The organism is Paraburkholderia madseniana (assembly GCF_009690905.1).
Classification (GTDB): Bacteria; Pseudomonadota; Gammaproteobacteria; order Burkholderiales; family Burkholderiaceae; genus Paraburkholderia; species Paraburkholderia madseniana.
Genome location: NZ_VOSW01000024.1, coordinates 61,673 through 85,259, shown reverse-complemented (window position 1 = coordinate 85,259; position 23,587 = coordinate 61,673). Strand labels below are relative to the sequence as shown.

Here is a 23,587-nt window from a genome sequence, read left to right as displayed (position 1 = left end):
GATACGGCGCGCGGATCACTCGCAGAAACGGAAATAGCCGCTATGCAATAGGACCGGCTTACCGCCGAGTTCACCCAGCATCCGCTGCGCGGCGTGTTCGATCGCGCCCCGATGGGCCTCGAACGCACCGATCAGGTCGTCTTCGCGCAGCGATGCAGCGCTGAAATGATCTTCCAGCGCTTCAGCCGTGATCGCGCACCGGATGCGTTCACCGTTGATCACGGCAGGGAACACCAGAACGGGATCCGGCCCGCCATACTGCGGGCGCTCCTGAGGAAAAGTGATATGCATCATGTCGTACCTCGGCTCGTATTCGGTCCTATGCTCACCTGCCCGGCAAGGCCGGAGCGGCTTCGCAATGGAGGTGTTCCTACATTGCTGGCAAAGCCATGGGAAATTCAATGTAACTCCTGACTTCCTTGACCCCATGCACGCTCTCCGCTGCGACACAGATTGCGCGTCGTTCTTCTTCCGACTGGACAACGGCCCACAAATGCACGATGCCTTGCTTGACAATCACGTTCTGACTGGGCTGCGCCCAACGATGATTGCTGAGTTCGCGCACGATCGCGTCGTGAATTTGCTGGTCGCTGGATGCAACCGGCAGCGCGTCGGCCGGGACGCTAGCGAGCGCGCGAATCAGATTGGAGCGACTGACGATCCCAACCAGCTTGCCGTCGCGCATGACGGGCACGCGCTTGATCCGCCGCCGCTCCAGCAGATCCGCGATATCGGCAAGGGGCGTATCCTCCACAACGGACACGACCTTATCGCTCATGACGTCGCGCACCGTGCGTGCGTGTTCCTTGACATACGTACTCGCGAGTTCACGGGTCGATGCAAAAAAGTCGAGCCACCATGATCGTCTCTTTCCTTCGGCATCCGCGTCAGTGTCGATTTCGGTTCGATGCAGCAGATCACCTTCGCTGATCATGCCGATGACCTGCCCTCCCGCGTCAACCACAGGCATGCCACTGATGTGGTTATCGGCAAGCCGTTTTGCCGCGGCCTGCACGGTCATTTCAGGTGCTGCAACCACAACCGCAGGGGTCATCACGTCGATGGCATGCATAAGTCTCTCCTTAAGGAAATATCGTCACCGTCACTGCACTTCGCCTACCACCCCTCGAAAACCCATCTCAGCACGCCTGATCTGATCCGCGCATATTCTGTAAGTCCACGCCGGGTCCCCATTACTCGCGTACATGCCGCGGCACATGCCCTTTAGCCGGATTGTCGTCGTGCCGCTCTCATCGGTGGTCCGCTCGGCCCAGAAATAGGCAATGCCCGATTCGTGGGGCACTTCGGTCTCGATGACTGAATCGTTGAGGCGGCTGATCGGCGCTCTCGAGTAAAGCTGCACATAAAGCCGCGTGCTGTTCCATATCTGATCGCACGCCGCGCGTGAACTACAGGTGACCCACGCCTGTTCTCGCGCCTCCTGAAGCTGCGTTTCGGTGTTCCGGAACGCAATCATCTGGCTTGCTGTGGTGCAGGCCGCAAGACTGACCGTCATCAGCAGGAATAGCGCCTTGATCAAGTCGACCTGCAGGCGGATGCATTTCATTTCAGTTCGCTCACCACACAATATAGGGATCGAGTTTTCGCGCTGACAGTCGCCGGCGCAGCAAGGAGTACCGAGAAAACCGGCGGACAGATAGCAAAATCCGGCCGCGGTGTCAAAAAAAGTCCTGGTCTTTTATCGCTTGTCAGCGGGCCATATAACTGTGTAAAGGGCCGCCCGCCTGCGTATATCGTGGAAACCAGTCTACGTGCAGGTTCGTCGCCAGAATTGACAAAGGTCAACTGCGCCGCGTGTCAATGGCACCGGTTGGTAGTTAGCGCGGATGGCCCGCTTTCTTGATCTAGCTCAAGAGCACCAATAGCGTCTCTCGTGAAGATGTGACCTGTCGATCCGATGGCGCAGCCTGCAACCGCAGATCGTCTGCATCCCGGATCGTCACATACTCGTCAAGCCGCCTCCGCGGCTTGAATCCGACCGCGAAAACCGGTGTGAAGCCGTCAGTCGACCGATCATGACCATAACGCTGAACGACAGGAATCCGCCTCGTCCTGCCCTGCAGGCGCGACTCGCCAGCTGGGTGCGCGGCCCCACCTTCGGGCGAGATATCGTCATTGTGCTTGCCATCAAATTTTCACTCCTGATAGTACTGAAGTACACCTTCTTCAATCATCCGCTGGCGGAGAACATGTCCATGCCGCCCGCACTCGTCGCGCAGGCACTGCTTTCAGTGCCTGCCTCGCACCCGTCTCAAGGTGAACAACATGCCCGTTAGCGAAGTCGTCGATCTTTCGCGCCTCCAGTTTGCCGTGACGGCGCTTTATCACTTTCTGTTCGTCCCCCTTACGCTCGGACTGTCGTGGCTGCTCGTCATCATGGAATCCGTCTACGTGATGACCGGCAAGCAGATCTACAAAGACATGACGCAGTTCTGGGGCAAGCTGTTCGGCATCAATTTCGCCATGGGCGTTACGACCGGCCTCACGCTGGAGTTCCAGTTCGGTACCAACTGGTCGTACTACTCGCATTACGTCGGCGATATTTTCGGCGTGCCGCTCGCCGTCGAAGGGCTAATGGCGTTCTTCCTCGAATCGACTTTCGTCGGCCTGTTTTTCTTCGGCTGGAACCGTCTTTCGAGAGGCCAGCATCTGATCGTCACCTTTCTCGTTGCACTCGGCTCGAACCTGTCCGCGTTGTGGATTCTGGTGGCGAACGGCTGGATGAACAATCCAGTCGGTGCCGAGTTCAACTACCAGACCATGCGAATGGAACTCGACAGCATCTTCTCGGTGCTGTTCAATCCGGTTGCCCAGGTCAAGTTCGTGCATACGGTATCGGCCGGCTACGTCACGGCGTCGATGTTCGTGCTCGGTATCTCGTCGTGGTATCTGCTCAAGCGCCGCGACACCGAATTCGCGCTGCGCTCGTTTGCGATCGCAGCGGGTTTTGGGCTTGCATCGACGCTCTGTGTGATCGTCCTCGGCGACGAATCCGGCTACCGCACCGGCGAAGTCCAGCAGGTCAAACTCGCCGCCATTGAGTCTGAATGGGAAACAGCGCCAGCGCCGGCCCCGTTTACGATCTTCGGCATACCGAATCAGCAGGAAGAAAGGACCGACTACGCCATCCGGGTTCCCTACGCGCTCGGCATCATCGCGACGCGTTCGTTCGATGAGCCTGTACTGGGACTGAAGGATCTGATCGCGCAAAACGAACTGCGCATCAAGGACGGCATGATCGCGTACGGCGCATTACAGCAGCTCAAGCAAGGCAATGCCACCGACGACGCCAAGGCCACCTTCGCGCTCCACAAGGACAATCTCGGCTACGCCCTGATGCTCAAGCAGTTCACGGCCAACGTCACCGATGCGACGCCGGACCAGATCGCCCAGGCGGCAAAAAAAACCATCCCGCCCGTGCTGCCGGTGTTCTTCTCCTTCCGGAGCATGGTGGGCCTCGGCATCCTGTTCCTTGCGACCTTCATGCTCGCGTTCTGGTTCTGCGCGCAGCGTTCGCTGCTACTGGATAAGCGCCGCTGGTTCCTGCGCTGGGCGGTGTGGGCGATCCCGCTGCCATGGCTCGCGGCGGAGTTCGGCTGGGTGGTTGCCGAAGTGGGTCGTCAACCGTGGACGATTGCCGGCATCCTGCCCACCGCATTGTCGGCCTCGAGCCTGACAGCCACCGACCTGTACCTGAGCATTGGCGGCTTCGTGCTGTTCTACACGGCCCTCTTCGTAATCGAGATCACACTGATGTTCAAGTACGCGCGCCTCGGCCCTTCGTCACTGCATACGGGACGCTACCACCACGAATCGCCGCCACCGGCTCAGCCGTCCAAGCCGCTAACCACCACGGCCGCATGACTCGCCACCGCGCTGCGCACGCTGTGTAATAAGGGAAAAATCATCATGGATTATGCAACCCTCAAAGTGATCTGGTGGGTATTGATCGGCGTGCTGCTAATCGGCTTCGCACTCACCGACGGCTTCGATATGGGCGCCGCCATCCTGCTGCCGTTCATCGCGAAGACGGACAAGGAGCGGCGCATCGTGGTAAATACGGTCGGCGCGACCTGGGAAGGCAACCAGGTCTGGTTCATCACCGCGGGCGGCGCGATGTTCGCGGCATGGCCGCTCGTCTACGCGGCGTCCTTCTCGGGTTTCTATTTCGCGATGCTGCTGGTGCTGTTCTCACTGTTCTTCCGCCCGGTGGGCTTCGACTACCGCAGCAAGCGCGAGGATCCGCGCTGGCGTAATGCGTGGGACTGGGCGCTGTTCATCGGCGGATTTGTGCCGGCGCTGGTGATCGGTGTCGCGTTCGGCAATCTGCTGCAAGGCGTGCCATTCTCGTTCGATACCGACCTGCGCGTCTCCTACCACGGCGGTTTCTTTGCGCTGCTCAACCCCTTCGCCGTGTTGTGCGGGCTCGTCAGCGTGTCGATGCTGGCCGCGCACGGCGCCGCTTTCGTGAAGATGAAAACCGACGGGGTGATTGCCCGCCGCGCCTCGATAGCGTTGCGCATTGCGTCGCTTGCCGGGGTGGTGTTGTTTCTGATTGCCGGCGTGCTGATCGCAACCATGATCGGCGGCTACCGGATCGTCGACGCCGCGCCGTTCGACACGGTTGCCAACCCGCTGCTGAAGAGCGTGATCGGAGCGCCCGGCCTGTGGCTCACCAACTACTCAACCTATCCGTGGATGATCGTGGCGCCGGTGATCGGCGTGCTGGGCGGCGTGCTGGCGCTGGTGCTCGCCAGTTCGCGCTTTGAAAAGAGCGTGTTTATGTCGACCGGGTTGATGATCGTCGGCGTGATCCTGACGGCGGGCTTCTCGATGTTTCCGTTCATCATGCCGTCGTCGCTCGACGAACGCAGCAGCCTCACAGTGTGGGATTCGACCTCGAGCCAGATGACGCTGCAGATCATGCTGATCGCCGTCATCATCTTTCTGCCGATCGTGCTGATCTACACGAGCTGGGTGTACCGTGTGATGCGCGGCAAGGTCACGGCGGCCGCCCTCGAAGAGAACAGCCACTCGATGTATTGAGGCGTTCCGGACATCGCGTCGCGCGCGTTACTAACCAGACTCACAGGAGCACATGATGTGGTATTTCAGCTGGATTCTTGGCATTGGTGTGGCACTTTCGTTCGGCATTATCAACGTGATGTGGCTGGAATCGCGTCGTTTCGATGAAACGGGCGCGCCGCATCCATCGCCTGCGCCGCGGCGATGATCTGAAGCCGCGCCAGAAGCCCGCTCAATCGACTCGCGCAGGCCCTGAAGCGCCTGATGCAGCGCGTCGATCCGCCTTTCATCTCCTCGCTTGAACACGCATGGCGCACACTTGCCGAAATGACGTCTCGCGCGAGCACTTGATCGAGATCAATCTGACCAGGTGTCCTGACGAGTCCAATATGGCGAGGTAGTCCGATCCATGGGCACGGTTCACCTGTGCCCGTTTCCCATAAGCCAGGTGAACGAGTGGACGTCAATGAAGTGCCCCGCGTCAGCACCCTCCGAACCGCCTGGGAGCGCCTGAAGGAGCACCCGCTATCGCGCGTTGGCCCCGGGTTGATCACAGGGGTGGCCGACGATGATCCCAGCGGCATCGCCACCTATTCCCAGGCCGGCGCCCAGTTTGGCCTCAACATGCTCTGGACGATGCCGCTGGCATTTCCGCTCATGGCCGCCGTTCAATCGATGTGCGCTAATCTTGGCCGGGTGACCGGGAAAGGACTGGCGGCCAACATCAAGACTTCTTTTCCGCCGCTTGTGTTGCAGGCCGTCGTGCTGCTATTGCTCGTGGCGAACACCCTCAATATTGCCGCGGACGTTGCCGCCATGGGCGAAGTCGCCGAACTGGTCAGCGGGATCAACCGCCATCTGATGACAGCGTTGTTTGTGTTCGGCACGCTGCTGCTGCAGTTGTTTGTCCCCTATCATCGTTACGTCTTCTTCCTGAAGTGGTTGACGGTTTCCCTGCTTGCGTACGCGGCGGTATTGTTTACCGTGCATGTTCCGTGGGGGGAGGTCATGTCGCGCACGCTGTGGCCGAAGTTCACACCGAACGCCAACGCCGCTGCCGTGGTGGTCGGCGTGCTAGGCACCACCATCAGCCCTTACCTGTTCTTCTGGCAAGCGTCCGAAGAGGTGGAAGACATGCATGCGAAGCGTGACTCGGCCCCGCTCATTTGCGATGCGAGCGCCGCGCCGGCGGAACTCCGTCGCATCCGCTGGGACACATGGAGCGGCATGCTCTACTCCGACATCACTGCCTACTTCATCATTCTGGCAACAGCTGTCACGCTACACGTTGCGGGGATTACCGACATCAATACCGCGGCTCAAGCCGCCAGTGCACTGCGGCCACTCGCCGGCAATTTTGCTTACATACTCTTTGCGTTGGGCATTCTAGGCGTCGGCCTGATCGGCGTGCCCGTGCTGGCCGGGTCCGGCGCTTACGCGCTGTCCGAGGCAATGGGCTGGAAGGAGGGACTCGAGCGCAGCGTTGGCGCGGCGCGTGGCTTCTACGGCATCATCGCCGTCAGCGTGCTCGCCGCGCTCGGCATCCAGTACTCGCCGATCAGCCCGATGAAGGCGCTGTTCTGGAGTGCCGTCATCAACGGCGTGGTGGCCGTCCCCCTGATGGCGGTCATCATCATCCTGGTGTCGAAGAAGTCGGTGATGGGCGATTTCACCGCAAGCAGGCCCTTGATCATCCTCGGATGGGTCGCAACAGCCCTCATGGGGGCGGCGGCCATCGGGATGTTCATTCCAGGTTAGACACGCCCGCTCTGTACGCGCCATCGGCGCATCAACTTGTGCAGAGAAGCTGCCGCGCGCGAACGGGTGCCCGTGACTCGCTTGACTCAGATCAATCACGACGGCCATCGGAAAGCTACAGTCCTCTACGGAAGCTCTTGCTGCTGCGCACAATCCAGACGGAGGCGCCGCAACAAAGTGGGGCGAATCCGTGCACTGAAAAACACTTCGCCGTCAGCGCTCTGTGGAAGTTATCGCACCGGACGTGCGTTCTACGCCCGAGGCGGCCGCGTCGACACAGGCGTTTCATCGTAAGCCAAGCGCCGTAGACCCTGAGGAACCTGAAATGGACACCCGCACCAAGCCGGCCACCGCTGAGAATCCCACGTTTCTGGACAGACCCGCGGTATCCACCGCCACCGAATCCTTTCGTGCGCTCGATCATGCGAAAGAAGCCATGATCGCGCGCATGACCGGGGGCCTGTCGCCCGCGTCGCTACGCGCAGCGCTTGCCGACTGGCTCATTCATCTCGCGGCGGCGCCGGGCAAGCAACTGGAACTTACCTCACTCTGCGCCCAGAACGCACAGCGCATCACTGAATACATGATTCGGACTGCGCTCGGTTGCTACGCCCAGCCATTGGCGGAACCGTCTGCAGGCGATAGCCGGTTTCTCGCCGAACCGTGGCAAACCGAACCTTACCGGTTCTGGCAACAGGCCTTTCTGTTGACCGAACAATGGTGGAATGTCGCAACTCGCGATGTGCCGGGCACAACTCGCCATCATGAGGACGTGGTGTCGTTCAGCGCCCGCCAGTTGCTCGATATGATGGCGCCGACGAATTTCCCGCTCACCAATCCCGAGGTCTCGCAGCACGCCGCTTCGACGCTCGGCGTAAGCCTCATCGACGGCGTGCGCAACGCGCTCGAAGACGCGGCACGGCAGGCCGGCGGCCAGCCGCCGGCAGGACTTGATCAGTTCAAGGTCGGGGTCAATCTCGCCGCCACGCCAGGCAAGGTCGTGTTTCGCAATCACCTGATCGAACTCATTCAATACAGCCCAGCCACCAGCACGGTGCTGGCCGAGCCGGTCCTGATCGTGCCGGCGTGGATCATGAAGTACTACATCCTGGATCTCTCGCCGCACAATTCGCTGATTCGCTATCTGGTCGAACAGGGACACACAGTGTTCTGCATCTCGTGGCGCAACGTGGATGCCGAAGACCGCGAACTCAGCCTCGAGGATTACCGGCAATTCGGCGTGATTGAGGCGCTCGACGCCGTCTCGAGCATCGTCCCGGACAGCAAGATTCATGCGACCGGCTATTGCCTCGGCGGCACCTTGCTGTCGATTGCTGCGGCAGCCATGGCAGGTTCGGGCGACGACCGGCTGGCATCAGTCACGCTATTTGCCGCACAAACAGACTTCACCGAGCCAGGCGAGCTGCAGCTTTTCATCGACGACAGCGAGGTTTATTTTCTCGAAAGCATGATGTGGTCACAGGGCTATCTTGCCGCCGGTCAGATGTCGGGGGCATTCCAGCTACTACAGTCGAACGACCTCATCTGGTCGCGTATCGTCCATGACTATTTGCTGGGCGAGCGCGCACCGATGATCGACCTGATGGCGTGGAACGCCGATACCACGCGCATGCCGTACCGGATGCATTCCGAGTACCTGCGCCGCCTCTTCCTGAACAACGATCTGGCGTGCGGCCGGTATCAGGTCGACAACCGTCCTGTCTCGATCCGCAACATTCGCGCGCCGCTGTTCGTAGTATCGACGGAGCGCGACCATATTGCGCCGTGGCATTCGGTCTACAAGATTCACAACCTGTCGGATACCGAGATCACGTTCGTTCTCACCAGTGGTGGCCACAATGCCGGGATCGTCAGCGAGCCTGGGCACGCGCATCGCTATTTCCGGATCTATCGGACCGCGGCGGACGATCTGCGCGTGAGTCCCGACGAATGGCTCGCTGCGAGTGCATCGCAGCAAGGCTCCTGGTGGCCCGCGTGGACCGACTGGCTCAAGGCGCATTCAAGCCCGCAGCGCGTCGCGCCACCCGTTGCTGCGTCCGATGCACACGGGGAGACACTCGGCGACGCGCCCGGCACCTTCGTCTTCCAGCACTGAGAGTACTCACATGGACGACATCCTGTTGCGCAATCGAACCTTCGATCAGCTTGAGATCGGCGAAGCCGCTTCGCTCGTCAGGCTCGCCGAACAGAACGACATCGACCTGTTTGCCGCCATGTCCGGCGATGTCAATCCGGCCCACACCGACGCCGTCTTCGCATCGGGTGATCTGTTCGGGCACGTGGTCGTGCAGGGAATGTGGACAGCCAGCCTCATTTCGGCCGTGCTCGGGACGAAACTGCCAGGTCCCGGCACCATCTACCTCGATCAGAATCTGCAGTTCCAGCGTCCGGTCGTGCCAGGCGATGTCATCACCATCACGGTTACCGTGAAGGAGAAACGCGTCGAGAAGCACATCGTCCTGCTCGATACACGTTGCACCAACCAGAAGGGCCAGGTGGTGCTGCTCGGCACCGCCACCGTGATCGCACCCGATACGCCGATCATCTGGCCGCGGACGGTCCGTCCGGATATTTCGGTGCGCCGTCACGACCGGTACGAAGCATTCCTCCGCAACGCCCGGTCCAGTCCCGCGCTACGCACGGCGATCGTGCATCCGTGTTCGGTGGATGCGATCAGGGCCGCCATCGAGGCACGTGACGAAGGCTTGCTCGATCCGCTGCTGATCGGCCCGGAAGCCAGAATCCGCGCCGCCGCTGAAGCCGCACACGTCAGCCTCGAAGGTGTAACGATCGAAGCCGTCGAGCACAGCCATGCAGCTGCCGCTCGCGCGGTCGAACTGGGCGCCGCCGGCAAGGTCAACGCGTTGATGAAAGGCAGCCTGCACACTGACGAACTGCTTTCCGCCGTGGTTGCATCATCGTCGAACCTGCGAACCGGCCGAAGGATCAGCCATGCGTATGCGATGGACGTGCCGGCGTATTCGAAGCCACTGATCGTTACCGATGCGGCTATCAACATTGCACCGTCGCTGGAACAGAAACGCGATATCTGCCAGAACGCGATCGATCTTTTGCATGTGCTGGGCGTTGAAGTGCCGCGCGTCGCCGTGCTGGCCGCCGAGGAAACAGTCAACCCCAGAATGCAGACCACGCTCGACGCCGCCGCGCTCACCGTGATGGCCGGGCGCGGACAAATCACCGGCGCTCTGGTCGACGGGCCGCTCGCCTTCGACAATGCGATCAGTCTGGCCGCAGCACAAGTCAAGGGCATCAATTCGCCCGTGGCCGGTCAGGCTGACATCCTGCTCGTCCCCGATCTGGAAGCCGGCAACATGCTGGCCAAGCAATTGATGTACTTCGCCGGCGCCGACGGCGCTGGCATTGTGCTTGGAGCGCGTATTCCGATCATCCTGACCAGCCGTGCCGACACCCTGCGAGGGCGCCTGGCCTCTGCCGCCCTCGCCAAGTTGGTGGCGGCACATCACCCACGAGGGCTTGTCCGATCATGAGCACCCCGCTGCTGCTTACGTTCAACCCAGGCTCGTCGACGATCAAGATCGGGCTGTTCAGCGTCACCGCCGGTAAAGCCACGAGAATCGGTCAGGGCATGATCGATTTCCGGCATCAGCCGCTGCGACTCCATCTCACCAATGGCAGCAAGACCAGCGAGATTCCCCTGAAAGCGGCTGTCACCGAGGATCTGCACCACGTGCTCGACGAGACGCTGGGATGGTTCGCCACCCACTTCCCGCTCGACGATCTCATTTCGGTCGGCCATCGCGTCGTGCACGGGGGCGATCGCTTCGCTGGGCCGGTTGCAATCGACGGCGACACGCTCGCCGCCATCGCCGAGCTCGTGCCGCTCGCGCCGTTGCATCAACCGCAGAGTGTCCGTCTCATTCGAGCAATCCGGCATCTGCGGCCCCATCTCGTTCAGTCGGCATCCTTCGACACCGCGTTTCACCACACGCAGACAGATCTCGTGCGCCGATTTGCAATTCCGCGCGAACTCTTCGACAAGGGTGTCAAGCGCTATGGTTTTCATGGCCTGTCCTATCAGTTCGTGATCGGCCAGCTCGCTCATCAATTCCCGCAACTCGCCCGCGGCAAGGTCGTTGCGGCGCACCTGGGCAGCGGTGCGAGCCTGTGCGCCTTCGAAGCCGGCAAGAGTTGCGACACGAGCATGGGCTTCTCGACGCTCGACGGCATTCCGATGGCCACCCGCTGCGGCGCACTCGACGCCGGTGTCGTGCTGCACCTGGTTGAACAGCAGGGTATCAACATCAAGGAGGTCGAAAAAATGCTGTACGAAAAGTCCGGCTTGCTCGGCGTCTCGGGTATCAGCGCCGATAGCCGTGAACTGCAGGCCAGTGAGCGGCCCGAGGCACGCGAAGCAATGGCACTGTTCGCGTTTCGTATTGCGGGCGAGACTGCCCGGCTCGCGACCAGCCTCGGCGGCATGGATAGCTTGGTGTTCACGGCGGGAATCGGCGAACACCAGCCAGAGACACGCCGCGCCGTCTGCGAGCGGCTCGCGTGGTTAGGTGTCGAACTCGATCGCGAGGCGAACAACGGCAACGCACGTCTCATCAGCAGCGCCCGCAGCCGGGTGGCCGTGCTCGTGCTGCCAACCGACGAAGAGCAGATCATCGCCAACGAGGCGGTTTCGGTACTCCATCAGTAGGCTGCGAAAACATGAAGCCGATCATCGATCTGGCCGGCAAACGCGGACTGGTCGTCGGCATTGCCAACGACCACAGCATCGCCACGGGCTGCGCCACCGTGTTTCGCGCGGCCGGCGCAGAGCTGGCGCTCACGTACCTGAACGACAAGGCCGAGCCGTTTGTCCGCCCGGTTGCACAGACGCTCGGGTCGCGCATCGTTTTGCCCTGTGACGTCCGCACTCCCGGTCAGCTGGAAGCGGTATTCGAGCGGATCGCGAAAGACTGGGGACGGCTCGACTTCGTGCTCCATTCGATCGCCTTCGCGCCGGCTGGCGATCTGCATGCCAGTCTGGCTGACTGTTCGGCCGAAGGCTTCGCGCTCGCGATGGACGTTTCTTGCCACTCATTCATCCGCATGGCCAGACTCGCTCTGCCACTCATGACCGACGGCGGAAGCCTGATGACGGTAAGCTTTTACGGCGCCGAGCGCGCGGTCGAACACTACAACGTCATGGGTCCTGTGAAGGCCGCGCTCGAGTCGAGCGTGCGTTATCTCGCCGCCGATCTGGCGGCACACCGTATCCATGTTCACGCCATCTCCGCCGGTGCAGTCAAGACACGTGCCGCGACGGGCATCGACCACTTCGATGCGTTGCTTGACGACGTTCGTGCGCACACGCCCGCGCAGCATCTCGTCACGATTGAGGAAATCGGCCGAATCGCTGCCGTCCTCGCGAGCGAGGCCGGTATGACCCTGACGGGCTCGACGATCTATGCAGATGCGGGCTTTCATGTGATGGCGTGACCGTGGATGGGCGAATTCGCCATTGCACCCGCCCAGGATCGAGGAGATCACCTGGCACCTCAGGCGAGCAGTTGCACAAGTCGGCCGGAATTCAAATCTTCTCGAATCATGGCGAGGGGTAGGATCCCGAGCCGGGCCCGCCTATCGATCTGGAACGGTACATGGGACGGTGGTACGTGATCTCGGAAATGCCGTTTCTGAGCGAGCACGACTATGTCGGCAGCTACGATGAATGGACGTTGCGCGGCGCAGTATCTCGGCCGGCGTTATGGTTTCGATCAGCCGGTCACGGGAAGCCAATTCGTGGCGAAGGTGATGTCCGGAACGGGGAACACGAAATGGCGCGTGGGACTGATCTGGCCGTTCGAAGTGGTGGTCGTCACCGCGTATGTGGACCCCGAGTATCGTTACACGATTCGCTGCATGGCCGACGGCAACATGGTGTGGGTGCTTTCGCGCACACCGGCGATGGATGAGGCCGTGTACAAAGACATGGTCGCCCGGCTTGCCGGCATGGGCTTCCACATCGACAGGGTACGCCGGGTTCCGCAAAACGCCGGACAAATCGGTCTACCCGGTTTCCAGTGAGGGGGCGAGATAGGGTTCGTCAGGACGGAACGCAACGCGCATGAAACCGGCAACGACCGCAGCGAGCGCGGCAAAAGCGAGGCTCGCCGCGTCAGCCGATCACAAGACGGTCGACAATAGCCTTCACGCCAGGCGTCGAACGCGCAGCCCCTGACACAATGGAACGCTCAATGGCCGAACTGAGACGGCCCGAGAGGATCACCCTGCCGTCGTCGACTTCGACGCCCACGTGCCTCAACTCACGATCGGTATGCCGCTGGATGGCTTTGCGGATGTTGTATTCGATGTCGAGCGGGGATGCCGAGCCACGAATCCTGATGTTGTTCGTGACGCCGGTCACGCCACGCATGTGAATGATATTTTTTTCGGCCATGTGGCTGCGGTATCCATCCTCGACTTCGCCGCTCAATGTCACCCACCCCTTCTCGACCTTGATCCTGATCGCATGCTCTTCGAGGCCCGCGATCCACTCGAGAACGGCGCTCACGCTCAAGGCAACGTCCTCGTCAGTGCGTTGCTCAGACTCGCGAAGTTTCACGTCGATGCCGACTACCACCGCGACGACACCGGCGATTCTGAGTGCGCACTTTTCAGCAGCGACTTTCTTCGCATAGTCCGGAACGTGCCCGGTGAGGGTAACGATGCCGTTGACCACGGCAACGCCTATCCCGTTTGCGTCGACGGCCGCGTTGCTCATTAGCTCGTCCTCGACTTCCTGCTTCAGTTGACTGTCCGACTTCATGGAAGTTGTCGTCCAAGGAACTGTTTTCATCACACCCGCATCGAGCCACGCAATGTACCGAAATCGGTGCGCGGCGGCCGCGTCGCCGTCTCGGCGGCCGCGCTGAATTTAGGCCGCTCGTGCAGCGCCAGGATGCGTGCCTCGACCCCATGCGGGAAGGCATTCAGGCTGGCGTTATAGCGGTCGACTGCCTCATCGTACGCTTTCTGTGTGACGGCGATCTGCCTGTCAACCCCGCCCAGTTGCCTCGACAGCGACCTGAACCGGGGGTCTTTGTGAAAGTACCTGTCATTGCCGGACTCGACCAGAAGACGTGATAGCGCGTCGCCCAATTGCCGCTGTGCGATCTCAAACCGCTCGAAAGCAACCTGCTCCACCAGCGCTCCCGGGGCTATCCGGATGCAGTCCAGATCGGCTTGCGCGGCCATCACTGCCGCGACAAGCGCATCGTTTCGATTCGGCGCGGACTGCACCAGCATGATCAGGTCTCTGGTGAGTTCGGCACGCTTATCGTACTGTTGAAGGACCTCCTTCAGCGCGGCACTCACCTCGGCATCGTCCACCGGCACGTAGCGAGGCAGGCAGCCACCGAGCAAAGCGACAGCGACGAGCGACATGACCGCCCATGCGATAATTTTCCTCATCTCTCAACCTTGATGCGTGTCGGCTCAGCCGGTCTGCCTTGCGCACGCGATATCCAATATCGACGCGGCGTGCGATTTCGTCACGCACACCGGAAAACGCGCGGTGAGCGGATCGCTCGAGCATATCGAGGCGATGGCAACCGGAACGAAGGGCACACAAATCAAGCTGTGAGCCCCCCGATAGCAGCCGGGTCTATCTTTGCAATGTTGAAACCAAAGACTGCTATTCCGTGTGCATCGGCTGTATCGTCTTCCTGGCTGGCCGCCTCTTCTTGAGTTCAGTGGTTGCTGTTGCCGCATGCCCGGCGGCGAGTGCCGCGGGCATCGCCGGTTTTGCCGGCACATCGCAAGGCACCAGCGACTGAGTAGCAAGGCTGCCAAGCAGGTTGTCCGCAAAATGCGGTTCCGGGGCTGCGCAAACCGGCTGCTGCGGTGCCGAATCCTGCTGAAGACCGGACATGATCTCGAAGAACTGCCGACAGTAAGACTGTGTCTGGGCGAAGCCCACCGGAGCGAGCAAAATCGGCAAACTAAGCATTTCCGGCAGATTGTTCGCGACGCAAGTCCGGGCAATCGCTTCCTGGGTTTCAGCGAGTCCAAACCGGATTGCCTGCAGATTCAACGCGGTCAGCCTCTCGAACGCGTCGCAGCACCCGGTAGTGATGCCGAACAGTTTGTCGAAGCCACCGCTTTCCATGCTGAGCCATTGCTCGGGAATGAGTTGAGTCATTACGCCTCCAATCCTGAATGCCGAACCGTTTAGGCCGTTGTCTGCTAAATGCCTGGCATCGCCGGATAAGGCTCGGTGTGATCCTCCACGCGCTTGACGCCGGGTATGTTTTGCGCCGCCACACGAACCGCGTCGACGGTTTCCATCGAATGGAAGATGCCCCACAGATGCACGACTCCGTCCGTGACGACGATATTGCGTCCGGCGAAGCTCCACTTACGGCCCGCCAGTTCACCCATCAACATGGCGCGGATCTCGCCGTCCGAGAGCGTCACATCCGTTGACGGCTCGTCCGGTACGCTTGCCAGCGCCTGCACGAGATTGGCGCGGCTCACAATACCCACGAGCTGCCCTGCTTGCATCACGGGCACGCGTTTGATGTGCCGCGTCTCGAGAAGGCCGGCCACTTCGCCGAGCGGCGTTTCGGGCTGAACGCTTACCACGCCGGAGGTCATCACGTCGCGCACTTTCACCGCATGGGTCTTGATGTAATCCCGTGCTTCATGGTTCGCGGACCAGAGATCGAGCCACGAAGTCCGCGTGCGCTCTTCGGTGCCGATTTCGCTGCGGCGAAGCAGATCGCCTTCGCTGATCATGCCGGCGACATGGCCGTCCGGATCCAGGACCGGCGCGCCGCTGATGCCGTTGTCGACAAAAATTCTGGCGACCTCTCGCACGGTCATGTCGGGTGTGACCGTTATGACGTTGCTGGTCATGACATCGGATGCGCGCATGGTAAGCCTCCTGAACAGTTAGGGTCCTTCAATTCGTGGGACCGGCCCGTCTCGATCGTCAGTATCCGGACGCCGGTACGCCCTCGTGTGGTTTGAGATTAGGCCGGCACGGCATCCTCTCGTTTGACATGGATCATCTCGAAGGCCGTTGCGTGCACCTGTCGATCCGTCCGCTGCGACAGCGCCCTGCGGCTTGACTCAAACCAACCCGACGCCGGCCGTCTGCTGTCGACTAGTCCGCATACTGTTTGTCTTCTCGACCGCGATGGAAATCAATCAATTATTCGTCTCTGCGTGATTACAGCGGTCTATGCTGAAACTCACATGGACGCGGGCCGCTCGAGTGCCGTGAATCCCGACTCGAAGTTCGAGCGGGATCGGAGCTTCGATAGTCTTGCGCGCGCAGAGATCTTCAGCCGGATCGAGCAAACGCTTCATGTACACGTGCCGCTCGACGCGTTTTCAACCGTCCTGACACGGCGTCCCGGCATTTCACATCTGGCAGTTGTTGACCTACGGCTTCCTGCACGCGAGCTTCATGCACCTCGCCGTCCACATGTCCGGCTGTCGTGTTCGGCTGCGACGTTGACAGACGCGCGAAGTGATAGATAAGGAGGGTGTGACAGACCTCACTCCGGCTCAACAGAAGATTCGCGAGGCTGAACCGACAAGGTCTTCGACATCTTGAGCTGCACCCAGACTATCCCTTCCCGCAAACCGGCCAGCACCGCCTCACGCTCGTTCGAATAAATGCTGCTGTGGGTGAACGCGTGTGTGAAAACGCCCTCCGGCGTGTTGTGGCTGAGCTGAATCGAGCAGTCGAAGCCGCCCGATACCTGATGCGTCACGACCGACACCGACCAGTCGTTCTCGCAGACGTTACCCGAAATTGTCATGAGTCGCTCCAGGTCCTTCGACCGCGCGAGGCCGAACCGCCTCGAAGCAGGCGATCCGGGCCTCTCGCCGTCAGTTAGCCGACCGTCAGGTTGTCGACGACCGCGTGCACACCCGGTGCCGACCATGCCGCTCCGCGCGCGGCCGATCGTTCGGCCGCGGAATCGACCTTGCCCGTGAGGGTAACGGTGCCCTCATGCACCTTGATCGCGATGTGCTTCGCTTCACGATCGGCGTGGCGTTGCAGCGCCTGGCTGATCTGCTCACCGATATCCTGCGCGGCAGCGTCCCCGCCGATACGGATCATGTTCGAGACGCCCGTCACACCGCGCATGTGCGATACGGTCCGCGTGGCGACATGGCTCTGATAAGCACAATCCACCTCCCCGCTCAACGTCACCCGGCCTTTTTCGACCTGCACCTTGACGGCATCTTCACTCAATCCGACGGTCCAGCGCAGGATCGTACGAACGGCGTTGGCGATGTCTTCATCGGTTCTCACGTCCGTATGCAGCAGGCGGATATCCATTTCCACCACGACGGCCTTGACGCCCGCCACGCGCTGCGCCGCTTTCTCCGCAGCCAGTTTCTCGGCGTAGCTGGCCGGATGCCCGGACAGGGTGACGACGCGGTCGCGCACTTCGACGCCGATGTCCGTGATTTCGACGGCCGGATCCCACGCCAGTTCGTCTTCGACCTGCCGCTTCAATTCCATGTCCGACTTCATTGCTTGCTCCTTGATGTGGCATGCAAGGGATTGCAGCCGCGCCGGGACGTGCAGCCGTGCGCCCGGCGCGGCGCCGATCAATTGATCGGCAGGCGTTTGCGCTCGGACGCCGCCTTCTTGGGCAGCGTCAACGAGAGCACACCGTCCTTGTATTGCGCGGCCGCAGTGGCTTCGTTGATCTCGCTCACGAGCGAAAACGACCGGCTGACAGCGCCCGAATAACGCTCACGCCGAATCACCCGTTCGCCGTCTTTCAGTTCCTGCTTACGCTGGACCTTGGCGCTGATCGATAGGAGGTTGCCATCGATTTTCACGTCAATATCGTCCTTCTCGACACCTGGCAGTTCGGCTTTCACCGTGTACTCCGTGTCGCTTTCCGTCACATCGACCTTGATATCGGCCAGCGGCGCGTTGCCACCCGCGCCGCCGTGCAGCGGACGAAATAAGCCCTGGAACAGCTCCGACATGGGTTCGAGCGGAAACGGGTCAAAACGAGTCAAGTTGCTCATCGTGTCACTCCTCAAAACATCCATGGACATCATGGACACCGGATCGGTTGAATGGCGCGGCCGTGCGGATCGCCGGCGGGCCGGCTTTCCTGACGGCTCGTGGGTCAAGTCGTCTCGACGGCTAGGACACCTCGATGATGACTTTCAGCGCATGCGTCTCGGCCGCTCGGCCGAAGGTGTCGTAAGCCCCTGCGACATCCTCGAGCTGGAAGCGGTGCGTGATCAACCGCGCGGGGTCGATGCGGCCCGAGCGAACGGTTTTGAGTAGCATCGGCGTGCTCACGGTATCGACGAGACGCGTCGTGATCGCGATGTTGCGATCCCACAGTTTTTCGAGGTGCAGATCGGCTTTCACGCCGTGCACGCCCACATTCGCGATCACGCCGCCGGGCGCAATGAGCGCCTCGCACAACTCGAACGTAGCCGGTATGCCGACCGCCTCGATCGCGCAATCAACGCCCGCCTGCTCCGTCAGCTTCATTACAGCGGCAATCGGATCGGCGTGGCCGTTATCGATGCACGCGGTGGCGCCGAAGCGCTTCGCAACTTCAAGACGGTTCGGATCGAGGTCGATCATCACGATCTGCGCCGGCGAATAGAACTGCGCGGTTAACAGTGCGGCGAGACCGATCGGGCCGGCCCCGACAATCGCCACCGTGCTACCCGGCTGCACCTTGCCGTTCAGCACGCCGCATTCGAAGCCGGTCGGCAGGATGTCCGAGAGCATCACGAGCGCTTCTTCATCGGCACCGGCCGGAACCGGATACAGACTCGTCTCGGCGTGGGGAATGCGCACGTACTCAGCCTGGGTGCCGTCGATCTTGTTGCCAAGAATCCAGCCACCGGTGGTGCAATGCGAATAGATGCCGCGCCGGCAGTAGTCGCATTTGCCGCACGACGAAATGCATGAAATCAGTACCCTGTCGCCTGGTTTGAACAGCGACACCGCCGCGCCGACCTCCTGCACGATGCCTACCCCCTCGTGGCCGAGAATGCGTCCCGGCTCACAGGTCGGCACATCGCCCTTCAGAATATGCAGATCGGTGCCGCAAATCGTAGTGCGCGTCATCTTGACGATCGCGTCGCTGGGTGCGGCGAGCTTGGGAATGGGCCGTTCGTCGAGCGATTTCTTGCCCGGACCGTGATACACGAGCGCTTTCATAGGGGATTGCCTCCGTTGATCGAAACGAGCCTGCTATACGACCGACTTTATGCTGGCTCACGCAGCGCCGATTGACATGAATCAAGCGATACATATCGGCGACCATGCAGCGGAATGAATGACCTCGGCCAATTTCCGCCAACCGTACGCGCCTATGCCGGACGAGACCTTATTGCTTTGCGGAGCCGATCATGGCCGATCATTTCTCTTCGCCGCCTCTCCGGCCGCGGCATGCCAGACAACGCGAACATCGCGCGCAGCGAGCCTGACGCGTCATCCTTCAACCCATATGCATGCCGCCATTGATCGCGAAGTTCGCGCCTGTGACGAAGCCCGTGTCGTCGGAACACAGAAATGCGATCAGAGCCGCGACTTCATCAGGCTGACCGAGCCGGCCCACCGGAATCTGCGGCAGGATTCTCGTTTCCATCACGTCCTTCGGCACGGCTGCGGTCATCGCGGTCTCGAGGTAGCCTGGCGATACGGTATTGACCGTCACGCCGTGTTTCGCGACTTCCAGCGCCAGCGACATGGTGAAGCCGTGAATCCCGGCCTTGGCCGCCGCGTAGTTGGTCTGACCGAAGGCGCCGCGCTCGCCGTTCACCGAGCCAATATTGACGACGCGTCCGAAGCCTTGCGCAATCATTCCGCCGAGCAAGGGCTTGGTCATATTGAACAGCGCGTCGAGATCGGTGCGCAGCACCACATCCCAGTCGTCCTTGTTCATTTTGGCAAAAGTCGAATCGCGCGTGATGCCGGCATTGTTGACGAGAATGTCGACCGAACCAAATTCATTCAGGACGCGCTCGGCGCAATGTGCGCACGAGTCGAAACTGGTCACGTCGGCTTCGTAGGCATGAAAGTGGCGGCCGGCGTCGCGTTCGCGCATGAGCCAGGTGGCGACGTGATCGTTACGTTCCGAGTGCGACATCGCGACCACCATGCCGGCATCATGGAGACGCCGGCTAATGGCGGCGCCGAGTCCGCCCATGCCGCCGGTGATGAATGCTACGCGCTTAACTGACATGCTGATCTCCTTGAGGGGAACGGCTCTGTGCCGCAGCGGGTGGCGCTGCCATTGATCGCGAGGCAGCAGTGCGTTCAATGTAGGGGGTCCCGGCGAAAGCCCGTTGACCTGTATCAAGTGCGCACCTGGCCATACTTATCGTGAGCGTGCCCTGCCCCAGTTGATCTGTGTTCAGGCGTCGGCTTCGGTCTCCCGAACCAGCAACACAGGGCACGGCGAATGGCGCACGAAGCGCTCGGCGACGCTGCCGAGCACCATGCGCCGCATGCCGCGCCGTCCATGCGTACCCATCACCACAAGATCCACGCTACGCCGCTCGACACAGCGCGCGATACAGCTCGCGATGTCCTCGGCGATGCCTTGGGTCTCGAGAATCTCGGAATCGCCTGCCACGCCGAGTGCTTGCATTTTCACGAGTGCGTCGTCCAGCAGGCTGTGTCCGACCTGGCGTTCGGCGTCGGTCAGCAGATGGGGATCGCACGCGCCAGCGTAGGTGAACGCACCCGACTGATCGATGACATACACCGCCGTCAGTCTGGCGCGCGCCAGCTTGGCCATGCGAATCGCTTCGTTGAGCGCCCGTTTCGACGCTTCACTGCCGTCCACGGCCACCAGAATGTTTGCGTACATGATTTTCTCCTCGTAGCACTTTGCAAAAGAACCGGAGCGGCCCAGGAGCGGACTCGGGACGATCAGGAGCGCGTGCGCGCCGGATTCCGTTCGAGTTGCTGCTCAGCGGAATCGAACGCCGCCTGTATCGCAGCCGTGGCATTGGTGTCCAGACAATGTCCGATCGGGACGAGCTCGCCATTGCGCATGATCAGATCGAGCCGGGCGTCGAACACCGGACTGCGCCTGTCGCCAGCCAGCACGTCGGCCCCGGAGCGCCCGGACGCGACACGAATGGATTCGATCGCCAGATGGCAGCCCGAAATGGACCTGCTGAAACGCTCCAGGCGCACCAGTTGCGAAGCCGCCTCCGCTTCGATTTGCGACGTCCCGGCAAAGCCGAGATAGACGATTTGCATACCGACTCCCATGCCCCTTCTCCCAGGCTTGCAGGGCTTCGCGCGGGCTCCGTCACGAATTTGCCCGCCGCAGTCGCGTCGCTAGTCCGGCAAGATACGGCCGCGGGATGATTGAATGATCGGCGCGAATGGCCCAGGCCACTTGACTTGTGTCAAGACATCAGGCGGGCGGTTGCCCACACTCGCCTGACTGATTGGAGCGGCGTGGCGTGGCGTGGCGTGGCGTGGCGACGAATTGAACCCTGCATTGGCCGCTGCCGACCACATTCCAGAACGCGCCCTGTGCGCGGATGCTAAGCTTTCGGCAAACGGCGTCACCTACCGTCATATGCCGTTCTGAAAACCGCATGCGGGAGGCGTGCAACGTGGGACGGGAGATAACGGTGGATTTCAACTGGAACGATGCAAAGCGCAAGACTGGCTCGGCAAACGACTCCGACGTCCCGCTGGAGGACCGCTATCAGTTGCTGATCGATGCGGTGCAGGATTATGCGATTTTCATGCTGGATCCAGACGGCCGCGTGGCGAGCTGGAACAGCGGCGCCCGCAAAATCAAGGGCTATTCCACCGACGAAATCATCGGCCGTCATTTTTCTGTTTTCTATACACCTGAAGACGTCGCCTCGGACAAGCCCACGCGTGAACTTGCCATTGCCGCCGCCCGTGGCCGGGCGGAGGACCAGGGCTGGCGCGTGCGCCGGGACGGTTCGCGCTTCTGGGCGGATGTCACGATCACCGCGGTGCACGATCCGTCCGGCGCGCTGCTCGGCTTCGCCAAGGTCACGCGCGATATGACCGAACGCATGCGGCTGGCCGAACTCGAGCACAGCAGCGAATTGGCGGCGCAGATCCAGAGTGCGCGCGAGGACGAACAGAAGCGCATCGCTCGCGAATTGCACGACGATCTTGGTCAGCAACTGACTGCGCTCAAAATGGGCATCGCCGCACTGGAGGTGCAACTGGCGGCGAGCAACGCCCGCCCTGCCGCGCTAGCCGCAACGACCGGACTGCAACGGCAGATCGACGTCATGATGGCATCGCTGCGGCGCCTCGCGTCCGACCTGCGACCACCCATGCTGGACGACCTCGGCCTGGCCGCCGCGCTCGAGTGGCTTGTCGACGACTTCACACATCGCTACGACTTCGAGACCGTCGTCGAAGCCAGCCTCGACGAGACAAGCTTTACGCCGTCCGCTTCTACCACGATTTACCGTATCGTCCAGGAAGCGCTGACCAATGTCGCGAAGCATGCCGAGGCACGTCACGTGCTGATTGCGATATCGACGAGCGCCGACACCTGCACCGTACGTATTGAAGACGACGGGCGTGGCACGGAGCTCGACTATAAGCGCAGGCCGCGCGCATTCGGTTTGCTCGGCATGCGCGAGCGAGCGCGCCAGCTGGGTGGCTTCGTCCAGATAGCTAGCACACCCGGCGCCGGCTTCGCGATTGCCGTTCATCTGCCCCTTAGCGCGATTCAGGCGGACAGTCACGTCCGATAGCCCCATCGTCGACGTGCGACTGGGTGCCGATGCGGCCCACCTCCCTTCGCAGCGCCGCGATTTCCGCCTGCAAGGTCTTGATGTCGCGATGCATTTCACGGCGCAGCAGGCGCTCTTCCTGTTCGACGAAGATCGCCGCAATGCTCGCGAACACCAGCGACAGCAGACCGTAGCCAAGCAACACCACGAAGGCCGCGAAAACCCGCGACGCCGGCGTGGTCGGCGCCATGTCGCCGAAGCCGACCGTCGCGCTACTTTCGAATGCCAGCCAGACGCCCTCGGCATAGCTGTGAACGCTCGGCTCGAGCCAGTAAAAGCCCGCGCCCGCAGACGCCAGAAGGACCGCAGCAATTGCCAACAGCAAAAGTAAGCGATTGGGCGAGAAAAACGCCCGCACCGACATGGCGATGCGCGCCGCCACCAGTCCCACGAACAGAATGCGCAGCACCCATTCGAGCGACGACCACGTGGACACGCCCCACGCGACGCTAGCCGCCGCGCCCATTGTGATCAACAGGTCGTAACGGTTTCGCATGAGAAACCGCCTGGGATGGCGGCTCAGATGGGCCATCCAGGCGAGCGAAACGGCGAACCCGGCCGCCATACAGGCGTAGAGCGCCCTGCCCGCCGGATGCAGCATCGGCAAATCGACGGCCAGTTCGAAGTAGAAAGCGGGAATGGCGAGCAGGCTGAATCCCAACAGAACCCACTGTAGCCAGCGCCATGCACGCACCGCCCGCGCGCTGTCATGGGGATCGACACCGCCGAGGCCCGCAATGCGAAAACGCTCGTTCATTTCGCCACCGAATTCGAGGTTAGGACGCTGATTGACCACGCGGACGACGCCCTGTGCTGGACCAGCATATGGACGGGCTATCAGGTGTTCTTGATAAGGATCACAAAACAGCGAAATGCGCCGGACCTGCGCTGCATGAGCGTCCGCAACGAACGAGGGGCCCCAGCTTCCGCCTTGATAAAAAAGCGCCGCCGCGATCGCTACTTGATC

At 61.3% G+C, this 23,587-nt stretch carries 26 protein-coding genes; 11 read left to right on the top strand and 15 right to left on the bottom strand.

What is annotated here, in order from left to right:
* Positions 1-15: 15 nt before the first annotated feature.
* From FSO04_RS14885 to FSO04_RS14875, 3 genes are all read right to left on the bottom strand, one after another.
* On the bottom strand, positions 16-291 hold the full coding sequence (locus FSO04_RS14885; RefSeq protein WP_154560427.1) for a DUF1488 family protein: 276 nt from the start codon (positions 289-291) through the stop codon (positions 16-18).
* 79 nt (positions 292-370) lie between these two features.
* Positions 371-1,072, bottom strand: a complete 702-nt coding sequence (locus FSO04_RS14880; RefSeq protein ID WP_154560412.1) for a CBS domain-containing protein — start codon at positions 1,070-1,072, stop codon at positions 371-373.
* A 30-nt stretch (positions 1,073-1,102) separates the two neighbouring features.
* The gene (locus tag FSO04_RS14875; protein WP_154560411.1) at positions 1,103-1,567 is read right to left on the bottom strand and encodes a hypothetical protein; all 465 of its coding nucleotides are present in this window, start codon (positions 1,565-1,567) and stop codon (positions 1,103-1,105) included.
* A gap of 469 nt (positions 1,568-2,036) precedes the next feature.
* Here FSO04_RS14875 and cydP point away from each other — a divergent pair, with 469 nt between their 5' ends.
* The 10 genes from cydP (at position 2,037) to FSO04_RS14825 (ending at position 12,882) form a co-directional block, all read left to right on the top strand.
* The gene (gene cydP / locus FSO04_RS14870) at positions 2,037-2,297 is read left to right on the top strand and encodes a cytochrome oxidase putative small subunit CydP (RefSeq protein WP_154560410.1); all 261 of its coding nucleotides are present in this window, start codon (positions 2,037-2,039) and stop codon (positions 2,295-2,297) included.
* Positions 2,287-3,885, top strand: a complete 1,599-nt coding sequence (locus FSO04_RS14865; RefSeq protein WP_154560409.1) for a cytochrome ubiquinol oxidase subunit I — start codon at positions 2,287-2,289, stop codon at positions 3,883-3,885. The genes cydP and FSO04_RS14865 overlap by 11 nt, the downstream gene beginning before the upstream one ends.
* A gap of 45 nt (positions 3,886-3,930) precedes the next feature.
* On the top strand, positions 3,931-5,067 hold the full coding sequence (cydB, locus tag FSO04_RS14860; protein WP_154560408.1) for a cytochrome d ubiquinol oxidase subunit II: 1,137 nt from the start codon (positions 3,931-3,933) through the stop codon (positions 5,065-5,067).
* Positions 5,068-5,122: 55 nt separating this feature from the next.
* A complete protein-coding gene (gene cydX / locus FSO04_RS14855) occupies positions 5,123-5,254 on the top strand; it encodes a cytochrome bd-I oxidase subunit CydX (protein ID WP_154560407.1) in 132 nt (43 codons plus the stop codon).
* A 248-nt stretch (positions 5,255-5,502) separates the two neighbouring features.
* The gene (locus FSO04_RS14850) at positions 5,503-6,804 is read left to right on the top strand and encodes an NRAMP family divalent metal transporter (RefSeq protein WP_168435685.1); all 1,302 of its coding nucleotides are present in this window, start codon (positions 5,503-5,505) and stop codon (positions 6,802-6,804) included.
* A gap of 325 nt (positions 6,805-7,129) precedes the next feature.
* The gene (locus FSO04_RS14845; RefSeq protein ID WP_154560406.1) at positions 7,130-8,920 is read left to right on the top strand and encodes a PHA/PHB synthase family protein; all 1,791 of its coding nucleotides are present in this window, start codon (positions 7,130-7,132) and stop codon (positions 8,918-8,920) included.
* Positions 8,921-8,930: 10 nt separating this feature from the next.
* Positions 8,931-10,334: a bifunctional enoyl-CoA hydratase/phosphate acetyltransferase gene (locus FSO04_RS14840; protein WP_154560405.1), complete on the top strand. Its 1,404-nt coding sequence runs from the start codon at positions 8,931-8,933 to the stop codon at positions 10,332-10,334.
* Positions 10,331-11,509: an acetate/propionate family kinase gene (locus tag FSO04_RS14835; protein ID WP_154560404.1), complete on the top strand. Its 1,179-nt coding sequence runs from the start codon at positions 10,331-10,333 to the stop codon at positions 11,507-11,509. Before FSO04_RS14840 ends, FSO04_RS14835 begins: the two co-directional genes overlap by 4 nt.
* 23 nt (positions 11,510-11,532) lie before the next feature.
* Positions 11,533-12,294 (top strand): enoyl-ACP reductase FabI, encoded by a 762-nt coding sequence (gene fabI, locus FSO04_RS14830; protein WP_199203032.1) that lies wholly within the window; start codon positions 11,533-11,535, stop codon positions 12,292-12,294.
* Positions 12,295-12,507: 213 nt separating this feature from the next.
* Complete coding sequence (locus FSO04_RS14825) at positions 12,508-12,882, top strand: lipocalin family protein (protein ID WP_267905031.1); 375 nt, start codon at positions 12,508-12,510, stop codon at positions 12,880-12,882.
* Between the two features lie 91 nt (positions 12,883-12,973).
* On the opposite strand, the gene FSO04_RS14820 is transcribed toward FSO04_RS14825, so the two are convergent.
* The 11 genes from FSO04_RS14820 to FSO04_RS14765 all read right to left on the bottom strand — a co-directional run bounded on the left by FSO04_RS14820 (position 12,974) and on the right by FSO04_RS14765 (position 21,079).
* On the bottom strand, positions 12,974-13,624 hold the full coding sequence (locus FSO04_RS14820) for a BON domain-containing protein (protein WP_154560402.1): 651 nt from the start codon (positions 13,622-13,624) through the stop codon (positions 12,974-12,976).
* A gap of 29 nt (positions 13,625-13,653) precedes the next feature.
* Positions 13,654-14,241: a LemA family protein gene (locus tag FSO04_RS14815; RefSeq protein ID WP_166618185.1), complete on the bottom strand. Its 588-nt coding sequence runs from the start codon at positions 14,239-14,241 to the stop codon at positions 13,654-13,656.
* Between the two features lie 250 nt (positions 14,242-14,491).
* The gene (gene phaP / locus FSO04_RS14810) at positions 14,492-14,998 is read right to left on the bottom strand and encodes a TIGR01841 family phasin (protein ID WP_154560400.1); all 507 of its coding nucleotides are present in this window, start codon (positions 14,996-14,998) and stop codon (positions 14,492-14,494) included.
* A 44-nt stretch (positions 14,999-15,042) separates the two neighbouring features.
* Positions 15,043-15,732, bottom strand: a complete 690-nt coding sequence (locus FSO04_RS14805; protein ID WP_154560399.1) for a CBS domain-containing protein — start codon at positions 15,730-15,732, stop codon at positions 15,043-15,045.
* Positions 15,733-16,361: 629 nt separating this feature from the next.
* Positions 16,362-16,628 (bottom strand): UDP-glucose 4-epimerase, encoded by a 267-nt coding sequence (locus tag FSO04_RS14795; RefSeq protein ID WP_154560398.1) that lies wholly within the window; start codon positions 16,626-16,628, stop codon positions 16,362-16,364.
* Positions 16,629-16,702: 74 nt separating this feature from the next.
* Positions 16,703-17,353 carry a BON domain-containing protein gene (locus FSO04_RS14790; protein ID WP_154560397.1) on the bottom strand — a complete coding sequence of 217 codons (651 nt, stop codon included), beginning with the start codon at positions 17,351-17,353 and terminating at the stop codon, positions 16,703-16,705.
* Positions 17,354-17,430: 77 nt separating this feature from the next.
* Positions 17,431-17,862 (bottom strand): Hsp20/alpha crystallin family protein, encoded by a 432-nt coding sequence (locus FSO04_RS14785; protein WP_154560396.1) that lies wholly within the window; start codon positions 17,860-17,862, stop codon positions 17,431-17,433.
* A gap of 121 nt (positions 17,863-17,983) precedes the next feature.
* Positions 17,984-19,024 carry a zinc-dependent alcohol dehydrogenase family protein gene (locus tag FSO04_RS14780; RefSeq protein WP_154560395.1) on the bottom strand — a complete coding sequence of 347 codons (1,041 nt, stop codon included), beginning with the start codon at positions 19,022-19,024 and terminating at the stop codon, positions 17,984-17,986.
* A gap of 280 nt (positions 19,025-19,304) precedes the next feature.
* A complete protein-coding gene (locus tag FSO04_RS14775) occupies positions 19,305-20,051 on the bottom strand; it encodes a beta-ketoacyl-ACP reductase (protein ID WP_154560394.1) in 747 nt (248 codons plus the stop codon).
* 171 nt (positions 20,052-20,222) lie between these two features.
* Positions 20,223-20,681 (bottom strand): universal stress protein, encoded by a 459-nt coding sequence (locus FSO04_RS14770; protein ID WP_154560393.1) that lies wholly within the window; start codon positions 20,679-20,681, stop codon positions 20,223-20,225.
* Between the two features lie 62 nt (positions 20,682-20,743).
* Positions 20,744-21,079: a hypothetical protein gene (locus FSO04_RS14765; RefSeq protein ID WP_325063523.1), complete on the bottom strand. Its 336-nt coding sequence runs from the start codon at positions 21,077-21,079 to the stop codon at positions 20,744-20,746.
* A 383-nt stretch (positions 21,080-21,462) separates the two neighbouring features.
* Between FSO04_RS14765 and FSO04_RS14760 the strand changes: the two genes are divergently transcribed.
* Complete coding sequence (locus FSO04_RS14760) at positions 21,463-22,581, top strand: PAS domain-containing sensor histidine kinase (protein WP_233464859.1); 1,119 nt, start codon at positions 21,463-21,465, stop codon at positions 22,579-22,581.
* On the opposite strand, the gene FSO04_RS14755 is transcribed toward FSO04_RS14760, so the two are convergent.
* Positions 22,547-23,377, bottom strand: coding sequence for a potassium channel family protein (locus FSO04_RS14755; protein WP_154560390.1), 831 nt, complete (start codon positions 23,375-23,377; stop codon positions 22,547-22,549). The genes FSO04_RS14760 and FSO04_RS14755 overlap by 35 nt on opposite strands.
* Between the last annotated feature and the right edge of the window lie 210 nt (positions 23,378-23,587).

Excerpts from the sequence above, each read along its gene's own strand:
- FSO04_RS14835 (WP_154560404.1), top strand. The coding sequence starts at position 10,331 with ATGAGCACCCCGCTGCTGCTTACGTTCAACCCAGGCTCGTCGACGATC.
- FSO04_RS14885 (WP_154560427.1), bottom strand. The coding sequence starts at position 291 with ATGCATATCACTTTTCCTCAGGAGCGCCCGCAGTATGGCGGGCCGGAT.
- FSO04_RS14805 (WP_154560399.1), bottom strand. The coding sequence starts at position 15,732 with ATGCGCGCATCCGATGTCATGACCAGCAACGTCATAACGGTCACACCC.
- FSO04_RS14865 (WP_154560409.1), top strand. The coding sequence starts at position 2,287 with ATGCCCGTTAGCGAAGTCGTCGATCTTTCGCGCCTCCAGTTTGCCGTG.
- phaP (WP_154560400.1), bottom strand. The coding sequence starts at position 14,998 with ATGACTCAACTCATTCCCGAGCAATGGCTCAGCATGGAAAGCGGTGGC.
- FSO04_RS14785 (WP_154560396.1), bottom strand. The coding sequence starts at position 17,862 with ATGAGCAACTTGACTCGTTTTGACCCGTTTCCGCTCGAACCCATGTCG.
- FSO04_RS14780 (WP_154560395.1), bottom strand. The coding sequence starts at position 19,024 with ATGAAAGCGCTCGTGTATCACGGTCCGGGCAAGAAATCGCTCGACGAA.
- FSO04_RS14775 (WP_154560394.1), bottom strand. The coding sequence starts at position 20,051 with ATGTCAGTTAAGCGCGTAGCATTCATCACCGGCGGCATGGGCGGACTC.
- cydX (WP_154560407.1), top strand. The coding sequence starts at position 5,123 with ATGTGGTATTTCAGCTGGATTCTTGGCATTGGTGTGGCACTTTCGTTC.
- FSO04_RS14880 (WP_154560412.1), bottom strand. The coding sequence starts at position 1,072 with ATGCATGCCATCGACGTGATGACCCCTGCGGTTGTGGTTGCAGCACCT.
- FSO04_RS14840 (WP_154560405.1), top strand. The coding sequence starts at position 8,931 with ATGGACGACATCCTGTTGCGCAATCGAACCTTCGATCAGCTTGAGATC.
- FSO04_RS14845 (WP_154560406.1), top strand. The coding sequence starts at position 7,130 with ATGGACACCCGCACCAAGCCGGCCACCGCTGAGAATCCCACGTTTCTG.
- FSO04_RS14875 (WP_154560411.1), bottom strand. The coding sequence starts at position 1,567 with ATGAAATGCATCCGCCTGCAGGTCGACTTGATCAAGGCGCTATTCCTG.
- cydB (WP_154560408.1), top strand. The coding sequence starts at position 3,931 with ATGGATTATGCAACCCTCAAAGTGATCTGGTGGGTATTGATCGGCGTG.
- cydP (WP_154560410.1), top strand. The coding sequence starts at position 2,037 with ATGACCATAACGCTGAACGACAGGAATCCGCCTCGTCCTGCCCTGCAG.
- FSO04_RS14825 (WP_267905031.1), top strand. The coding sequence starts at position 12,508 with ATGTCGGCAGCTACGATGAATGGACGTTGCGCGGCGCAGTATCTCGGC.
- FSO04_RS14795 (WP_154560398.1), bottom strand. The coding sequence starts at position 16,628 with ATGACAATTTCGGGTAACGTCTGCGAGAACGACTGGTCGGTGTCGGTC.
- FSO04_RS14765 (WP_325063523.1), bottom strand. The coding sequence starts at position 21,079 with ATGCAAATCGTCTATCTCGGCTTTGCCGGGACGTCGCAAATCGAAGCG.
- FSO04_RS14770 (WP_154560393.1), bottom strand. The coding sequence starts at position 20,681 with ATGTACGCAAACATTCTGGTGGCCGTGGACGGCAGTGAAGCGTCGAAA.
- FSO04_RS14790 (WP_154560397.1), bottom strand. The coding sequence starts at position 17,353 with ATGAAGTCGGACATGGAATTGAAGCGGCAGGTCGAAGACGAACTGGCG.
- FSO04_RS14755 (WP_154560390.1), bottom strand. The coding sequence starts at position 23,377 with ATGAACGAGCGTTTTCGCATTGCGGGCCTCGGCGGTGTCGATCCCCAT.
- FSO04_RS14820 (WP_154560402.1), bottom strand. The coding sequence starts at position 13,624 with ATGAAGTCGGACAGTCAACTGAAGCAGGAAGTCGAGGACGAGCTAATG.
- FSO04_RS14815 (WP_166618185.1), bottom strand. The coding sequence starts at position 14,241 with ATGTCGCTCGTCGCTGTCGCTTTGCTCGGTGGCTGCCTGCCTCGCTAC.